Genomic DNA, 16,035 nt, shown 5'->3' with positions numbered 1-16,035 from the left:
TCGTCGGGCAGCAGCGCCGCGCACCAGCCCGCGACGGCCGCCACGGCGACCGCCTTCGACAGCCAGGCCGCCGATCCCGAGCCCGGTACGACGCCGTCGGCCCGCTCGCCCGCGCCGCGCAGCGTCCGGCGCCGCGGGGGCGCGGGCTGGGCGGCGGGGTCGACGGCGACGACGACGGATCCCGCGACCAGTCCGGCCGCACCGACCTCGGTGGTCAGCTGCAGCGGCTCACCGGAGCGGCTGACCAGGGGCAGCGGGGCCGGCAGGCCGGCCTCGGCGGCATAGGCACGGGCGACGTCGCCGAGCGTCGCGTCGGTGGGCACGGTGAGGTCGAGGACGCCGCGCGGACCGTGCACCGTGAGCGCGGTGACCGCGCCGGCCGCCGGCGGACGGGACGTCGTACCCGACATCGGACCTCCCGAGAGATGGATGGGCGACCGAGGTTCACGGCCGTCGTCGGCAGGGTAACCCTGTTCCGTGCCATCCAATCTCGTCGGACCCTGCGCCTATCATCGGGGCCGTCGCATGACCGGGCATCGACGACAGGGGAAAGCGTGACCGTGGGGATCGAGCAGGGCGGCGGACGCCGGGCGGCACAGCCCGCGCCGGGCAGTCTGACGCAGCGTGGCGGGCGGGGCGATCGGCCCGACCTGCCCAGCGGGCAGCTGCAGCTCCAGCCACCGCCGCAGATCCAGCCCAGCGAGGGCGCCGCGGGCGTCGCGATGAACGCGATCCCGATGCTCGGCAGCCTCGGCTCCATCGTCCTCGTCGCCGGTCTCGGCAACAGCGGCGGCAACCAGGGCCTGCGGTTCATCGCGGCCGGCATGTTCCTGTTCGCGACGCTCGGCTTCATCGTGGTCCAGATCGACCGACAGCGGAAGCAGCGCCAGCAGCAGGTCAGCGGCTCCCGCACCGAATACCTCCGCTACCTCGCCAGCGTCCGCAAGATCGCCCGCGACGCCGCCGACCAGCAGCGCCGCGCGCTGACCTGGCTCCACCCGTCGCCGTCCGCGCTGCCGTCGATCGCCGAGGACCGCTCGCGGGTGTGGGAGCGGTCCTCGTCCGATCCCGCCTTCCTCCAGGTCCGCTACGGCGTCTGCGCCCAGCCGCTCGCGCTCGAGCTGGTGCCGCCCGAGAGCGCGCCCATCGACGACGTCGACCCGGCCTCCGCGTCGGCGCTGCACCGGCTGCTCGTCGTCCACCGGCTCCAGCCCGACCTGCCCGCGTCCATCGACCTGCGCGCCTTCGACCGAATCGAGGTCTGCGGCGACGAGGACGACGCCCGCTCGCTCGCCCGGGCGCTGCTCTGCTCGGCCGCGACCTTCTCCTCGCCCGAGAACCTGCAGATCGCCGTCCTCGCCGGCGAGGCGACCCTGGCCCACTGGGACTGGGCGAAGTGGCTCCCCCACGCCCACAGCCAGCACGTCAACGACGCCGTCGGGCCGGCCCGGATGGTCACCACCTCGCTCACCGACCTGGCCGCGATGCTGCCGCCCGACCTCACCGAACGCCCGCGCTTCGGCGCCGACGAGCGGCCCGCGATCCCCCACATCATCCTGGTCACCGACGGCGCCGAGCTGCCGCCGGGCAACCACCTCATCCCCTCCGACGGCCTGCACGGCGTCACCGTGATCGACCTGCCGGCGCGCTGGGGCGAGCTCGACAGCCCGACCGCGCTGCGCCTCGAGCTCGGCGACCATGCCCCGGCCGATCGCACGGCGGAGCAGATCCCGCTGGTCGCCGTACGACTGCGCACCGAGCCGGTCCGCGCCAAGGGCGACCTCTGCGGCCAGGCCAGTGCCGAGGCGCTGGCCCGCCGGCTGACGCCGCTGTTCACGCCGAGCGCCGGTGCGGCGGTCGGCGAGGACGCCGCCGACATGACCGCGCCCACCGACTTCATGGACCTGCTCGGCCTGGGCGACGTCCACGGCTTCGACCCCGGCGCCGCGTGGCGGCCGCGTCCCGCGCGCGACCGGCTGCGGGTGCCGATCGGCGTCGGCGACGGCGCCGGGCCGGTCCACCTCGACATCAAGGAGTCCGCCCAGCAGGGCATGGGCCCGCACGGACTGGTCATCGGCGCGACCGGCTCCGGAAAGTCGGAGTTCCTCCGCACCCTCGTGCTCGGGCTCGCGATGACCCACTCCCCCGAGCAGCTCAACATGGTGCTCGTCGACTTCAAGGGCGGCGCGACCTTCGCCGGCATGGCCGAGATGCCCCATGTCTCCGCGGTGATCACCAACCTGGCCCAGGAGCTCACCCTCGTCGACCGCATGCAGGACGCGCTGTCCGGCGAGATGGTGCGCCGCCAGGAGCTGCTCCGCGAGGCCGGCAACTTCGCCTCGATCCGCGACTACGAGAAGGCCCGTACGTCGGGCGACCCGGCGAGCGCCCACCTCGCTCCGCTGCCGTCGCTGTTCCTCGTCGTCGACGAGTTCTCCGAGATGCTGTCGGCCAAGCCCGAGTTCATCGACCTCTTCGTCGCGATCGGCCGGCTGGGCCGCTCCCTGGGCCTCCACCTGCTGCTCGCGTCGCAACGGCTCGAGGAGGGCCGGCTGCGCGGGCTCGAGTCCCACCTGTCCTACCGGATCGGCCTGCGCACCTTCAGCGCCCAGGAGTCGCGCGCGGTGCTCGGCGTGCCGGACGCCTACGAGCTGCCCGCCGTCCCCGGCCTCGGCTATCTCAAGCCCGACCCGACGACGATGACCCGGTTCAAGGCGGCCTACGTCTCCGGTCCGGCGGAGTCCGGACGGCGGCGGGTCAGCCGCGGCAACGGCGGCAAGGTCCGCGGCATCCTGCCGTTCACGATCTCGGAGGTGCAGACCTTCGACGAGCCGGAGCAGGAGGAGGTCGCGCCGGTGCTGGTCACCGAGGGCGGCGCCTCGCTGCTCGACATCGCGGTGGCGCGGATGGACGGCCAGGGCCCGGCGGCCCACCAGGTCTGGCTGCCGCCGCTCGACGCCCCCGACACGCTCGACCAGCTGATGCCCGACCTGGCGCCGCACCCCGAGCTCGGCCTGGTGTCGATGCAGTGGCGCAGCGCCGGCACGCTCACCGTCCCGCTCGGCACCGTCGACCGGCCGCGCGAGCAGCGTCGCGACACCCTGACCGTGAGTCTCAGCGGCGCGGCCGGCCACGTCGCCGTCGTCGGCGGCCCGCGCAGCGGCAAGAGCACGCTGCTGCGCACGATCGTCACCAGCCTGTCGCTGACCACGACGCCCCTGGAGTCGCAGTTCTACGTCCTCGACTTCGGCGGGGGCACGTTCGCTCCCCTGGCCGCGCTGCCCCACGTCGCCGGCGTCGGCACCCGCTCCGAGCCCGAGGTCGTACGACGGATCGTGGCCGAGGTCAAGGGCATCGTCGACCGTCGCGAGCGCTACTTCCGCAGCCAGGGCATCGACTCCATCGAGACCTACCGCACCCGCCGCGGACAGGGCCGGGCCGACGACGGCTACGGCGACGTCTTCCTCGTCATCGACGGCTGGGGCACGCTGCGCTCCGACTTCGACGACCTCGAGCTCGAGATCCAGCAGCTCGCCGGCCGCGGCCTCACCTTCGGCCTCCACGTCGTCACCGCCGCCGCCCGGTGGCCCGACTTCCGCGCGGCCATGCGCGACCTGATCGGCACCCGCCTCGAGCTGCGCCTGGGCGACCCGATCGACTCCGAGATCGACCGCAAGATCGCGGCGCTCGTGCCCGGCAACCGCCCCGGCCGCGGCCTGGTGCCCGGCAAGCTGCACTTCCTCGGCGGCCTGCCCCGCATCGACGGCGACGGCTCGGCCACCACGCTCGGCGACGGCGTCGACCAGCTGATCGCCGCCGTCGCGAGCGCCTGGCAGGGCCCGGCCGGCCCCAAGCTGCGGCTGCTGCCCGACCGCATCGACCTGGCCGACGTACGCTCGCTCGCCGGCACTCCCCCCGAGCGCCAGCTGCTCCTCGCCATCAACGAGAAGGAGCTCGCCCCGGTGGGCCTCGACGTCGACGCCGAGCCGCACCTGCTGCTCTTCGGCGACGGCAAGTCGGGCAAGTCCAACCTGCTGCGCACCTACTGCCACGAGATCATGCGCACCCGCACGCCCGCCGAGGCGCAGATCATCGTGGTCGACTATCGCCGCTCGCTGCTCGGTGAGATCCCCGAGGACTACCTCCTCAACTACCTCACCTCCGCCACCCAGGCGCAGCCGGCGCTGAGCGACCTCGCGACCTACCTGCAGAACCGGATCCCCGGCCCCGACGTCACCCCCGACCAGCTCCGCAACCGCTCGTGGTGGCAGGGCGCCGAGGTGTTCGTCGTGGTCGACGACTACGACCTGGTCGCCACCCAGCAGAGCTCGCCGGTCGCGCTGCTCCAGCCGCTGATGGCCCAGGCCCGCGACGTCGGCCTGCACATCGCGGTCGCCCGGCGCTCCGGCGGCGCGTCGCGCGCGCTCTACGAGCCGGTCATCCAGACCATGCGCGACCTCGCCATGCCCGGCATCCTCCTCGCCGGCAGCCGCGACGAGGGCATCCTCATCGGCAACCTGCGCCCGGGCCCGGCCCAGGCCGGGCGCGGCCGGCTGGTCACCCGCGACCGCGGGGCCGAGGTCGTCCAGCTGGCCTGGACCGACCCGTCCCTGTGACCCGGTTCCTCGTCGTACCGGACGATTCGGTCGTCAGATCGCCGATGCGGCGACCGAATCGTCCGGTACGACGGGGGCGGCGATGAGGGCGGCCAGCGCGGTCGTGACCGGGACGGCGAGCACCAGCCCGATCGAGGTGACCAGCGTCCGCACGACCTCCTCGGCGAGCTGCTCGGTCGAGAGCAGCTCGAGCAGCGGGCGGTCGTAGACCCGCAGCAGCATGAGCAGGATGAGCGCGGTGCCGACGTAGGCGAAGACGATCGTGTAGATCGTCGACGCGATGTGGTCACGACCGATCCGCATCGCGCTCGCGAACACCTGCGCGCGGCTGGCGTGCGGGCTGACGGCGCGCAGCTCCCAGACCGCCGACGCCTGGGTGATGGTGACGTCGTTGAGGACACCGAGCCCGGCGATGACGAGCGCGCAGCCGAGCAGCGCCTGGAAGTCGAGCGCGCCGAAGGTGGACAGGACCGCGCCGCCCTCGTCGCTGATCCCGGTCAGGTGCGCGTCGCCGATCGCGAGGACGCCGAAGCCGGCGGTGAGGACGATGCCGAGCAGAGTGCCGGCGAGGGCGGTGCTGGTCCGCAGCGAGAAGCCGTGCGTCGTGTAGAGGACGACGAACATGATCGCCGCCGCGCTGGTCAGCGCGACGCCGACGCCGGGCGCGCCGTTGAGCAGCGCCGGCAGCATCCACCACCAGACCAGGGCCCCGCCGAATGCCAGACCGAGCAGGCTGAACAGCCCGCGCCACCGGGCGATCACGAGCACCACCACGACGAAGAAGATCGCGAGCCAGGTCAGGGTCCCGGTGCGCTCGGTGGCGAAGTAGGAGTACGACGCCGCCGCGCCGGCGCCGGCCTCCGGCGGGGCGGGCGTGCGCAGCAGCTCGACCTGGTCGCCCTTCGCGAGCCCCGAGTCGATGACCTCCGGCGGCACCTGGACCTGGATCGGACCATCGGCGGCGTGCTTGCCCTCCACCGTGACGGTCAGCGTGCTGCATCCCGCGCCGTCCGGCTGCCCGCTGCCCGCACACCGTGGCCCGACCTTGACGATCGTCCCGGTCGGGAAGGTGACCCCGGGCGCCGCGAACTGCGCCGCCGGGCCACCTGCCTCGGCGCTGCGCTGCACGGTGTCGCCGGGCGGCCACCACACGACGAGGCCGACCAGAGTGGCGACGAGGGCGACGGCGAGTCCGGCGAGCAGGGCGGTCCGGGACGTCGTCCGGATGGCGAGGGCGGGGGTCGCCTGCCCGTGGCCGTGCCCGTGTCCGTGGCCGTGTCCCTGGCGACGACCGGAGTGCCCGCGATGCCTGCTCACGGGACCTCAGCCTGCCAGCCGGGGCGGTGTCGGCGACAATGGCGCGGTGACCGCCCGCGTTCCCGTGACCGCCCTGACCGGCCACCTGGGCGCCGGGAAGACGACGCTGCTCAACCACCTGCTGCAGCGCCCCGGCGCGCGGATCGGCGTGATCGTCAACGACTTCGGCGACATCAACGTCGACGCCGGACTGGTGACCGGGCAGGTCGACGAGCCGGCGTCGATCGCGGGCGGCTGCCTGTGCTGCCTCGAGGACGTGTCCGGTCTCGACGACGCGCTGGAGAAGCTGAGCCACCCGCGCCTGGCGCTCGACGCGATCGTCGTGGAGGCCAGCGGCTTGGCCGAGCCGGGCGCGCTCGCGCAGATGATCGCCGCGAGCGCGGTGCCGCGGGTGCGGCCGGGCGGGGTGATCGACGTGATCGACGCGGTGGAGTACTTCGCCGCCCTGGACGACGGCGGCATGCCGCCCGCGCGCTTCGCGGTCGCGACGCTCGTCGTCCTCAACAAGTGCGACCGGCTGCCCGACGAGACGCGCGAGCAGACCCTCGCGGCGATCGAGGCGCGGGTGCGCGAGGTCAACCCGGGCGTGCACCTCGTCCGCACCTCGCGCGGGCGGATCGACCCGGCGCTGGTGCACGACGTCGCGCTGGCCGAGGACCCGCCGGACCAGCTCCCGCTCGCGGCGCTGCTCCGCGCCGAGCGCGCCGAGCGCCACGACCACGAGCACGCCCCTCACCTGCACGCCGCGTCGGCGTCGGTGCGGGTCGACGGGCCGGTCGACCCCGACGCCGTCCTCGCGCTGCTCGCGTCGCCGCCCGACGGCGCCTACCGGATGAAGGGGACGGTCGCGGTCGACGGCTCCGGCCGGTGCCACGGCTACGTCGTCAACGTGGTCGGCCGTCAGGTCCATGTCGCCGCGACATCGCCCGCCCCCACCGGCAGCGAGCTGGTCGCGATCGGCATGGGCCTCGACGCCGACGCCGCACGTGCCCGGCTGGAGACGGCGCTGGCGCCGGCGTCCGACCCGAATCCGGGCGGCCACCGGCGCCTCGACCGGCTCCGCCGCCTCAGCGACTGAGCCACCGCGGCCTCAGCGCTCCTCGCGGAACTCCACGTGCTGCCGGACGACGGGGTCGAACTTCCGCAGCACCATCCGGTCGGGGTCGTTGCGACGGTTCTTGCGGGTGACGTAGGTGAAGCCGGTCCCGGCCGTCGACCGGAGCTTCACGACCGGACGGACCTCACTGCTCTTGCTGGCCATGGCCTTCTCCTTTCCAGGCGGTGACGCGGCGCGTCGCCAGATGTGGAATGATAATGATTATCGTTCTATTCCAGGAGGAAATATGGTCGCGCGCATCCCCGTCGTCCTGCTCGCCGGGGTCGACCCGGACGCGATGGCTCGCACGATGGTCGGCCTGCAGTTCGACCTGCCGGGCACGGTCGCGTGCCGCCACACGATCGACGTCGAGCGCGGTGTCCTGACACGCACCGTGAGCGACCTCGGCGGCGCGGTCGAGGTCGTCGAGATCCCCCTCGAGCACGCGTGCGTGACCTGCGCGATCCGCGAGGACATCCTGCCGACCCTCGAACGGCTCGCCCAGGACGGTCGCTGGCAGAGCATCGTCGCCCACCTCCCGGTCGCCGCGCCGCCGGCCCAGATCTGCTCCGCCCTGGCCTGGGACACCCGCCGCGCCCGCCACCTCCGGATCGCCTCGGTCGTCACCGCCGTCAACGGCCGTACTCCCGGCCACGACCTGCTCGGCGACGACCTCCTCGCCGAGCGCGGCCACCACTGCGCGCACGACGACCGGCGCGGCGTGGGCGAGGTGCTCGCAGCGATGATCGAGTACGCCGACGTGATCGCCTTCGACGACGAGCCGGATCCGGTCACCCGGGGGCTCGTCCGCACCCTCGCCCGGCCCGACGCCGCCGTCGTCGACGGGGTGCACGGACTCGGCGGCGAGATCCTGCTCGGCCGACTGCACCAGCACGAGCGCACCCACGCCTGGATCAGTCCGACGCGGCGCGAGGCGCTGCCCGACGTCCGCGCGACCGGGACCTGGCGCGTCGACCTCCAGTCGCTCCAGCCGTTCCACCCTCACCGGCTGCTGGAGTCGATCGACCGCCTCGGCACGGGCGCCCACCGCTCCCGGGGCTGCTTCTGGCTTCCGACCCGGCCCGGCCGCGCGCTCCAGTGGGACGGCGCCGGCGGCCAGCTGAGCATCGGCGACCACGCCGCTTGGTGCGGGCGCCGGGCGTTCACGCGCATCGTGCTGACCGGGGTCGGCGCCGCGCCGGAGCACCTCCGCTCGGCGTTCGCCGCGATGCTGCTCGCCCCCGGCGAAGCGGTCGCCCGGAGCGGCGAGGACGGGTTCGAGCCGTGGCTCGGGCCCCTTCGGGAGGTCGCGTGAGCAGCGGGACGACCCTCGCCCCGGCTAACTAGAACACGTTATCGTTTCGCCATGAACGAGACCCCGGCGCAGGAGTACGACGTCATCGTGGTCGGGTCGGGCGGCGGCGCGCTGACCGGCGCGGCGCTGGCCGCGAAGGCCGGACTGAGCACCCTGGTGCTCGAGCGGACGCCGCTGATCGGCGGCACCTCGGCCTACTCCGGCGGCGCCTGCTGGCTGCCCGGCAGCGCGGTCCAGCAGCGGGCCGGCCTGCCCGACTCGACCGAGGGTGCGCGGGAGTACCTCGCCGCCATCCTCGACGACCCCGACACCGAGCGCGTCGAGGCACTGCTCGCCCAGGCGCCGCGACTGGTGGCGCAGCTCGAGGCCGACCCGCTCATGGAGTTCGAGTGGATCCCGTTCGCGGAGTACTACGACGCACCCGGCCGGGTGCCGATGGGCCGCTCGATCCAGCCGAAGTCCATCCGCCGCGACGAGCTCGACCCCGCCGTCGCCGCCCTGGTCCGCCCGCCGGTCGAGCGCGACCGCGTCGGCGGCCCGGGCCGGTCGACGCTGTCGGGCGGCCAGGCGCTGATCGCGCGGCTGGCGGCGATCACGGTCCGCGAGGGCGGCACGATCGCGACCAGCTGCCAGGTCACCGGGTTCGCCCGGGACGACGACGGCCGCGCGACGACGCTCACCTACGAGGGGCCCGACGGCGCCCGCGAGGTCCGCGCCCGGCGCGGCATCCTGATCGCGGCCGGCGGCTTCGAGGGCAGCCCGGAGCGCCGCGCCGAGCACGGCACCCCCGGCAGCGCGACCTGGACGATGGCGCCCCGCGGCACCAACACCGGCGAGGTCATCGACGCCGCCGCGGCGATCGGCGCGGCGACGGACTTCTCCGGCGAGGGCTGGTTCTGCCCCGGCCTGCTGCAGCCCGACGGCAGCGGTGCGTTCACCCTCGGCTTCCGCGGCGGACTGGTCGTCGACCAGGCCGCACGGCGCTACGGCAACGAGTGCCTGCCCTACGACCGGTTCGGCCGGGTGATGGCCGAGGCGGCCGACCGGACGCCGTCCTGGTTCGTGTTCGACGCGCGCGAGGAGGGCCGGCTGCCCGCGATCGCGATGCCCGAGGGCGACCGCGCCGAGCACCTCGCCGCCGGCACCTGGGTCGAGGCCGACACGATCGAGAAGCTCGCCGCGAAGGCGGGCCTCGACCCGGCCGCGCTGCGCGCGAGCGTCGACCGCTTCAACGAGCTCGCGGTCAACGGCAAGGACGAGGACTTCGGTCGCGGCGAGGACGAGTACGACACCTTCTTCGCCTCCGCCGGCGACCCCAACAAGGCCCTGGTCCCGGTCGACCGGGCGCCGTACACGGCGGCGCAGCTGGTGCTCTCCGACCTCGGCACCAAGGGCGGGCTGGTCACCGATGCCGCGGCGCGCGTCCTCGACGCCGCCGGTACGCCGATCCCCGGGCTCTACGCGTCGAGCAACTCGACGGCGTCTGTGTTCGGCTCGGCGTACCCGGGACCGGGCGCGCCACTCGGCGCCGCGATGACCTTCGCCTCGCTCGCGATCGAGGACCTGCTCGGCTAGGGGACGCCCCTAGGAGCCGTCGGCGAGGCGGGCGAGCACCCCGGTGGCGAACTTCCCGAGGCTGCGGACCTGCTCGCCGTCGAGACCCTCGAAGAACAGCTCGCGCACCAGCGCGACATGGCTGGGCGCCGCGGCGTCGATGGCGGCCTGGCCGGCCTCGGTCAGGTCGACGAAGGCGCCACGGCGGTCGTCGGCGCAGTGTCGGCGCTCGAGCAGGCCGCGGGCCTCCATGCGCGAGACCTGCTTGGAGACCCGGCTCTTCTCCCACTGGAGGCGCTCGCCGAGCTCGAACATGCGCAGCGAGTGGTCGGGGACGTCGTCGTCGGTGAGCGCCACGAGGATCTCGTAGTCGGACAGCGACAGTCCGCTGGCCGCCTGCAGCTCGCGGTTGAGCCGGGCGGACAGCTGCGCGTTGAGGTCGACCCAGGCCCGCCAGGCCAGGGCTTCCTCGGCATCGAGCCAGCGTGTCGTGGTCATCGCGGCCATTCTAGCGGAGAATGTTGACATATCCACGATCTCGGAGGAGAGTAGTTGACATGGCAACCATCGACCTCGACGCGATCACCAAGGACCGCGAGCGCATCAAGAAGCAGTACCTCGCTCCCGAGGGCGAGCGGCCGGAGAGCAGCGCCCGCGGCATCCATCACGCCGCCCTGCTCTCCTCCGACGTCCGCCGGACGATCGACTTCTACCAGGGGCTTCTGGAGTTCCCGCTGACCGAGATCTTCGAGAACCGCGACTACGCCGGCTCCGACCACTTCTTCTTCGACGTGGGCGCCGGCAACCTGCTCGCCTTCTTCACCCTGCCCGGCCTCGACCTCGGTCCGTACGCCGAGGTGCTCGGCGGCCACCACCACATCGCGATCTCGGTGACCCGCGAGAAGTGGGACTACCTGCGCGCCAAGCTCGACGACGCCGGCGTGGCCTACCACCTCGAGTCGAAGGTCTCGATCTACTTCCCCGGCCCCGACGGCGAGCGCCTGGAGCTGCTCGCCGACCCGCTCGGCGAGATGTACGGCACGAAGGTCCTCTGAGTCGTTCGGACCGAGCGCGTCTTCGGCGCAGAGGGGGCAGCACGCTGCCAGACGACGCCTCCCGCCCCGCTGCCGGGCGTCTTTAGATCCACCCGCGGCGGCGGAACACGGCGTACAGCCCGACGCTCACCATCGCCATCAGCACCACCGCGAACGGATAGCCGAGCTGCCAGTGCAGCTCGGGCATGTGATCGAAGTTCATGCCGTAGACGGTGCCGATCAGCGTCGGCGCGAACAGGATGGCCGCCCACGCGGAGATCCGCTTGACCTCCTCGTTCTGGTCGAGGCTGGCCTCGGTGAGCGCCTTCATCTCCTCGTTCTGCTGCTGCGCGACGAGGGTGGCGTTGACGGTGAGGATGTCGCGCAGCAGCTGCCGGAAGCCGTCGACCTGCTCGATCACCTGGGTGAGGTGGTCGTCGACGTCGCGCAGATAACGCTGCAGCTCGTCGTCGGTGCCGTACTTGGCGAAGCCCAGGGTCAGCTGCCGCAGCACCAGCGCGAGCGGCCGGGTCGCGCGCTGGAACTCGATCACCTCGCGGGTCAGCTCGTAGATGCGCCGCGACACCGCCGGGTCGCCGCGGAAGACCTCGGTCTCGATCTCGTCGATGTCGTTCTCGAGGCCCGCGACGACGGGCAGGTAGCCGTCGACCACCCGGTCGAGGATCGCGTAGAGGATCGCCTCGGGCCCGAGCCGGAGCAGGTCGGGGTTGCTCTCGAGGCGACGACGTACGGCGGCGATGTCGGGCGCCTCGGCATGGCGCAGGGTGACCACGAAGTCGGGACCGACGAAGAGGTGCACCTCGCCGAACTCCACCTGCTCCTCGTCGTCGACGTAGCGCGCGGCGCGCAGCACGACGAACAGCGTGTCGTCGTAGCGCTCCAGCTTGGGGCGCTGGTGCGCGACGATCGCGTCCTCGACGGCGAGCTCGTGCAGGCCGAACTCGTCGGCCAGCGAGGCCAGGTCGTGCTGGTCGGGGCGGTAGAGGCCGATCCACGCGACCGCACGGTCGTTGTCGCGCAGCGCGCGGTAGCTGTCGGCCAGCGTGGTGGGCGAGTCGACCCGGTCACCGTCGACGTAGACGGCGCTGTCGACCAGGCTGGCGCGGGACGCGCGCTCGGCCGGCCGCTCGGGCGGGGTGGCGGCGGGAGCCGCGGGCGGGAGGCGTCGTACCCGTCCGGTCAGGGTGCGGATGGGCGTGCGAATGACCTTGTTGGACCGGTTGTCGGACATGCGTGATCCTTGGCGGTGAGGGCGGGAACGGGACTGGGAGGTTGGCCTTCCATCGCCGATCACCTCCTCGCGCTCAGCACTCCTGCGGACCGCGCCGAGCATAGGCCGGTACGACGCGCGGCCGGTAGCCGCCGCAGCCCGCCCGACCAGCCGCTCGACCAGCCGCTCGACCAGCCGCTCAACCAGCCGCTCAACCAAGCGCACGACCGGGTGTGACCGACGGCACCCGTCCCACCGGACGGCCCGATTAGCCCCCGCCCTGGGCGGGGGGCCTACGATCAAGCGGCTTTTGTCTACTGCTAATAGGGGAAGCGTTGAGCACCACCGAAGACAAGTTCACTCGCTGGAAGCATCACGAAGAGATCGCCGAGTCGATGATCCCGATCGTCGGCAAGCTCCACCGCGAGAAGGATGTGACGATCCTTCTGCACAGCCGCTCGCTGGTGAACAAGTCGGTCATCGACATCCTCAAGACCCACCGCTACGCGCGCCAGATCGATGGCGTCGAGCTGTCGGTGCGCGACACGCTCCCCTTCCTCGAGGCGATCGCCGCGCTCGACCTGGGTGCCGCGAAGGTCGACCTCGCCCTGCTGATCCGGGCCTACCGCGCCTCCGGCGACGGCCGGTCGATCCCCGACTTCACCGCCGCCGCGCTCGCCGGCGCCACCGGTGACAACAAGCTTCCGGCGCCGTCCGCGCAGGACGTCGTCCTCTACGGCTTCGGCCGCATCGGCCGCCTGGTCGCGCGCCTGCTCGTCGAGAAGTCCGGCTCCGGCAACGGCCTGCGGCTGCGCGCCGTCGTCGTCCGCAAGGGCAAGGGCGACGACCTCAAGAAGCGCGCCTCGCTGCTGCGTCGCGACTCGATCCACGGTGCCTTCAACGGGTCGATCACCGTCGACGAGGAGAAGAACCAGATCATCGCCAACGGGAACGTGATCCAGGTGATCTACTCGAACTCGCCCGACGAGATCGACTACACCGACTACGGCATCTCCGACGCCATCCTGATCGACAACACCGGCATCTGGCGCGACCGCGAGGGCCTGTCGACCCACCTGCGCCCCGGCATCGCCAAGGTGCTGCTGACCGCGCCGGGCAAGGGCGACGTCCCGAATATCGTCCACGGCGTCAACCACCTCGACGTCGACCTCGACGAGAAGGTGCTGTCGTGCGCGTCCTGCACGACCAACGCGATCGTGCCGCCGCTGAAGGCGATGGAGGACGAGTTCGGCATCGTCCGCGGTCACGTCGAGACGGTGCACTCGTTCACCAACGACCAGAACCTGCTCGACAACTACCACAAGGCCGACCGCCGCGGCCGTTCCGCTCCGCTCAACCTGGTCATCACCGAGACCGGCGCCGCGTCGGCCGTCGCGAAGGTCCTGCCCGACCTCGACGCCCGGATCACCGGCAACTCGATCCGCGTCCCCACGCCCGACGTCTCGATCGCGATCCTCTCGCTGCAGCTCAAGCGCGAGACCACCCGCGACGAGGTCAACGACCACCTGCGCAAGGCGTCGCTGACCGGCCCGCTGGCCCGCAACCTCGACTACACGACCGCCTCGGACGCCGTGTCCACCGACTTCATCGGCGCCCGCGCGGCCTCGATCGTCGACGGCGGCGCCTCGATCGTCGACGGCGACTCGGCCATCCTCTACGTCTGGTACGACAACGAGTTCGGCTACTCCTGCCAGGTGCTGCGCACGGTGCAGTACATCTCCGGCGTCGAGTACGCGACCTTCCCGCAGGCCTGACACGTCTCACCCGGCACATCTGTCGCATTTCCGCAGGAATCCCGACAGAAGTGCCGGGTGACACCGGTGCGCCGGTCCCGCCCTTGTTCGAGGGTCGGGACCGGCGCACACTGGCTTTTGAGGGGGCCCGTCGCTCGGAGGGCTGCTGAAGGGACCAGAACCATGAACGATCGCCGTATCGGCGCCGACACCCTGGTCGACACCGTCACCCAGACCCACGCGGTCCTCTACGCGCGGATGCGCAGCGCGGCAGCCTGCCGGCCGACCCGCGAGAGCCCCCGGGCCCGCTACACCGCCACCGACCCGTTCCTGGCGAGCACCAGCCGGCACCTCGGGGCGGCCAACGCCGTCCTCTCGCCGGCCGCGAAGCGCTACCTCGACGGCGGCCCGCAGCGCGCGCAGGAGTTCGCCCAGCAGTGCAAGCGGCTCGAGATCGCGCTGAGCCAGGTCAAGGCCAAGCTCTACGGCTCGACGTTCGTCGTACGCCGACCCTGGAACTCGATCTGGGAGGAGGTCGACCGCGAGCTGTCGGAGACCCGGCGCCTCGAGGACGGCCTGGTGGCCGATCTGGGCGCCGCCCAGCCCGACGACTGCGAGGAGCTCGCCGAGCGGCTCTACCGGACCGAGCGACGGGTCCCCACCCGCCCGCACCCCTACCTCCCTCACCTGGGCCTCCCCGGGCGGGTGGCGCGGCGGGTGGCGGTCCAGGTCGACCGCTTCTGGGACACCGCCGAGGGCCGGATGATCCCCGAGCCCGTGCACCCGCACCGCAGCCGCGACGGACGTCTCGCGATGTACCTGCTGGCCGACCCCCACGTGACCGACGAGGACGCCGCGGAGGGCCTCTCCTGAGGGCTCGAGAGGCCGCGTTACACCATATTGGAGTGAGCAGCGACACGCCCGTTACGTGATCTTGGCCACAGCGCTAGCGGCAGCTAGCAGGGTGCAATCGATGGCCGAGTCCTCCTCGATCCCCGAGGAGGCCGCCCATCTCGCGCCGAGGCCCGCGCTCGACGATGGGGAGCCATCGACACCGATGAAGGAAGCGCGGGCACGGGAGACCCGAGCAGTACGCCGGACCGCGGTCCGGCTCGGGGCGAAGGAACAGTGGTTCCTGGGCACCAGCAGCCCAAGCCCGACAGGTCATCTCTCGCAGGCGCCGCTGAGGAAAGACCTCCATGTCCAGCACCCTGTCGCGCGCTGCCGCGCGCCTGCTCGTCGTCCCCGTGGCCGCGTCGGCCTTCCTGCTCCCGTCGCAGGCGCACGCCGCGCCCACGGCGCCGATCTCGACGCAGACCGCCACCGCCGCCGAGCACGTCACCGCCACCAGCACCCCCACCACCACGCGCCGCGTCCTCCCGCGGGGCGAGCGGGTCATCCGCAAGGCGCGCTCGCGCGCCGGCGACCCCTACCGGTACGGCGCCGCCGGCCCCAACGCCTTCGACTGCTCCGGCCTGGTGCAGTGGGTCTACCGCCAGATCGGCAAGCGTCTGCCGCGCACCTCGTCGTCCCAGGCCGGCGCCACCCGCCGGATCCGGTACCCGCACCGCGGCGACCTGGTGTTCTTCACCAGCGGCGGACACGTCTACCACGTCGGCATCTACGCCGGCGACCACATGATCTGGCACGCCTCGCGCCCCGGCCAGCCGGTCAAGCGCGAGCGGATCTGGACCCGGTCGGTCTTCTACGGCCACGTCCGCTGACGCCCCTGCGGGGTCGTGTGCCAGAGAACCCGTCCAGGCGGGTTCTCAGGCACACGACTCCCCGCGAAGCGGGTGCGGGTAGCGTCCACCCGTGACCATCTACATCGACGACATGCGCCGACCCGCCGTGGTCGGCCCGGTCGACGGCGTCTGGTCGCACCTGCTCTCCGACCTCCCCGGCGCCGCGGGCCAGCGCGAGCTGCTGGCGTTCGCCGAGCGGCTCGGCATCGAGGCCCGCTGGATCCAGAACGCCGGCACCGCCACCGAGCACTTCGACGTCACCGAGCCCACCCGACAGCGCGCGCTGGCGCTGGGCGCGGTGCCGATCCGCTACGGGCGGGCGGTCGCGGCCATCACCATGGCCAAGCGCGAGGCCGCGGCCGGCTGACCCGGC

14 protein-coding genes are annotated in these 16,035 nt (G+C 72.7%); 9 read left to right on the top strand and 5 right to left on the bottom strand.

Annotation, left to right across the window (positions count from 1 at the left end):
- Positions 1–410 (bottom strand): hypothetical protein (locus AB4880_RS11455; protein WP_367919368.1); only part of this gene is annotated, 410 nt, incomplete at its 3' end.
- A gap of 144 nt (positions 411–554) precedes the next feature.
- Between AB4880_RS11455 and eccCa the strand changes: the two genes are divergently transcribed.
- Entirely contained in the window at positions 555–4,616 is a 4,062-nt protein-coding gene (gene eccCa / locus AB4880_RS11450) for a type VII secretion protein EccCa (protein ID WP_367919367.1), read from the top strand.
- 33 nt (positions 4,617–4,649) lie between these two features.
- Here eccCa and AB4880_RS11445 read toward each other — a convergent pair whose 3' ends face one another.
- Positions 4,650–5,933, bottom strand: coding sequence for a YibE/F family protein (locus tag AB4880_RS11445; RefSeq protein ID WP_367919366.1), 1,284 nt, complete (start codon positions 5,931–5,933; stop codon positions 4,650–4,652).
- A 46-nt stretch (positions 5,934–5,979) separates the two neighbouring features.
- On the opposite strand from AB4880_RS11445, the gene AB4880_RS11440 reads away from it, so the two are divergent.
- Positions 5,980–7,011, top strand: coding sequence for a CobW family GTP-binding protein (locus AB4880_RS11440; RefSeq protein WP_367919365.1), 1,032 nt, complete (start codon positions 5,980–5,982; stop codon positions 7,009–7,011).
- Between the two features lie 12 nt (positions 7,012–7,023).
- Here the strand turns inward: AB4880_RS11440 and rpmG are convergent, their stop codons facing one another.
- On the bottom strand, positions 7,024–7,194 hold the full coding sequence (gene rpmG, locus AB4880_RS11435) for a 50S ribosomal protein L33 (RefSeq protein ID WP_367919364.1): 171 nt from the start codon (positions 7,192–7,194) through the stop codon (positions 7,024–7,026).
- Between the two features lie 82 nt (positions 7,195–7,276).
- Here rpmG and AB4880_RS11430 point away from each other — a divergent pair, with 82 nt between their 5' ends.
- Entirely contained in the window at positions 7,277–8,344 is a 1,068-nt protein-coding gene (locus AB4880_RS11430; RefSeq protein WP_367919363.1) for a GTP-binding protein, read from the top strand.
- A gap of 51 nt (positions 8,345–8,395) precedes the next feature.
- Positions 8,396–9,919, top strand: coding sequence for an FAD-dependent oxidoreductase (locus AB4880_RS11425; RefSeq protein ID WP_367919362.1), 1,524 nt, complete (start codon positions 8,396–8,398; stop codon positions 9,917–9,919).
- A 9-nt stretch (positions 9,920–9,928) separates the two neighbouring features.
- Here AB4880_RS11425 and AB4880_RS11420 read toward each other — a convergent pair whose 3' ends face one another.
- Positions 9,929–10,396, bottom strand: a complete 468-nt coding sequence (locus AB4880_RS11420) for a MarR family winged helix-turn-helix transcriptional regulator (RefSeq protein ID WP_367919361.1) — start codon at positions 10,394–10,396, stop codon at positions 9,929–9,931.
- A gap of 59 nt (positions 10,397–10,455) precedes the next feature.
- Here AB4880_RS11420 and AB4880_RS11415 point away from each other — a divergent pair, with 59 nt between their 5' ends.
- Positions 10,456–10,953, top strand: coding sequence for a VOC family protein (locus tag AB4880_RS11415; protein WP_367919360.1), 498 nt, complete (start codon positions 10,456–10,458; stop codon positions 10,951–10,953).
- An 82-nt stretch (positions 10,954–11,035) separates the two neighbouring features.
- Here the strand turns inward: AB4880_RS11415 and corA are convergent, their stop codons facing one another.
- A complete protein-coding gene (gene corA, locus AB4880_RS11410; RefSeq protein ID WP_367919359.1) occupies positions 11,036–12,184 on the bottom strand; it encodes a magnesium/cobalt transporter CorA in 1,149 nt (382 codons plus the stop codon).
- A gap of 314 nt (positions 12,185–12,498) precedes the next feature.
- On the opposite strand from corA, the gene AB4880_RS11405 reads away from it, so the two are divergent.
- From AB4880_RS11405 to AB4880_RS11390, 4 genes are all read left to right on the top strand, one after another.
- Positions 12,499–13,938: a glyceraldehyde-3-phosphate dehydrogenase gene (locus tag AB4880_RS11405; RefSeq protein ID WP_367919358.1), complete on the top strand. Its 1,440-nt coding sequence runs from the start codon at positions 12,499–12,501 to the stop codon at positions 13,936–13,938.
- 162 nt (positions 13,939–14,100) lie between these two features.
- The gene (locus AB4880_RS11400) at positions 14,101–14,790 is read left to right on the top strand and encodes a hypothetical protein (RefSeq protein ID WP_367919357.1); all 690 of its coding nucleotides are present in this window, start codon (positions 14,101–14,103) and stop codon (positions 14,788–14,790) included.
- 326 nt (positions 14,791–15,116) lie between these two features.
- Entirely contained in the window at positions 15,117–15,641 is a 525-nt protein-coding gene (locus AB4880_RS11395; protein ID WP_367919356.1) for a C40 family peptidase, read from the top strand.
- A gap of 91 nt (positions 15,642–15,732) precedes the next feature.
- Positions 15,733–16,029 (top strand): DUF4031 domain-containing protein, encoded by a 297-nt coding sequence (locus tag AB4880_RS11390; protein WP_367919355.1) that lies wholly within the window; start codon positions 15,733–15,735, stop codon positions 16,027–16,029.
- The last annotated feature ends 6 nt before the right edge of the window (positions 16,030–16,035 follow it).

It is taken from the genome of Nocardioides ginsengisoli, from assembly GCF_039537225.1.
In the GTDB taxonomy this organism is placed as follows: Bacteria; Actinomycetota; Actinomycetes; order Propionibacteriales; family Nocardioidaceae; genus Nocardioides; species Nocardioides ginsengisoli.
This window is presented reverse-complemented; position numbering and strand designations above follow the sequence as displayed.

Coding starts and splice junctions, on each gene's coding strand:
- rpmG (WP_367919364.1), bottom strand. CDS start 7,194: ATGGCCAGCAAGAGCAGTGAGGTCCGTCCGGTCGTGAAGCTCCGGTCG.
- AB4880_RS11430 (WP_367919363.1), top strand. CDS start 7,277: ATGGTCGCGCGCATCCCCGTCGTCCTGCTCGCCGGGGTCGACCCGGAC.
- AB4880_RS11425 (WP_367919362.1), top strand. CDS start 8,396: ATGAACGAGACCCCGGCGCAGGAGTACGACGTCATCGTGGTCGGGTCG.
- AB4880_RS11420 (WP_367919361.1), bottom strand. CDS start 10,396: ATGACCACGACACGCTGGCTCGATGCCGAGGAAGCCCTGGCCTGGCGG.
- AB4880_RS11415 (WP_367919360.1), top strand. CDS start 10,456: ATGGCAACCATCGACCTCGACGCGATCACCAAGGACCGCGAGCGCATC.
- corA (WP_367919359.1), bottom strand. CDS start 12,184: ATGTCCGACAACCGGTCCAACAAGGTCATTCGCACGCCCATCCGCACC.
- AB4880_RS11400 (WP_367919357.1), top strand. CDS start 14,101: ATGAACGATCGCCGTATCGGCGCCGACACCCTGGTCGACACCGTCACC.
- AB4880_RS11395 (WP_367919356.1), top strand. CDS start 15,117: ATGTCCAGCACCCTGTCGCGCGCTGCCGCGCGCCTGCTCGTCGTCCCC.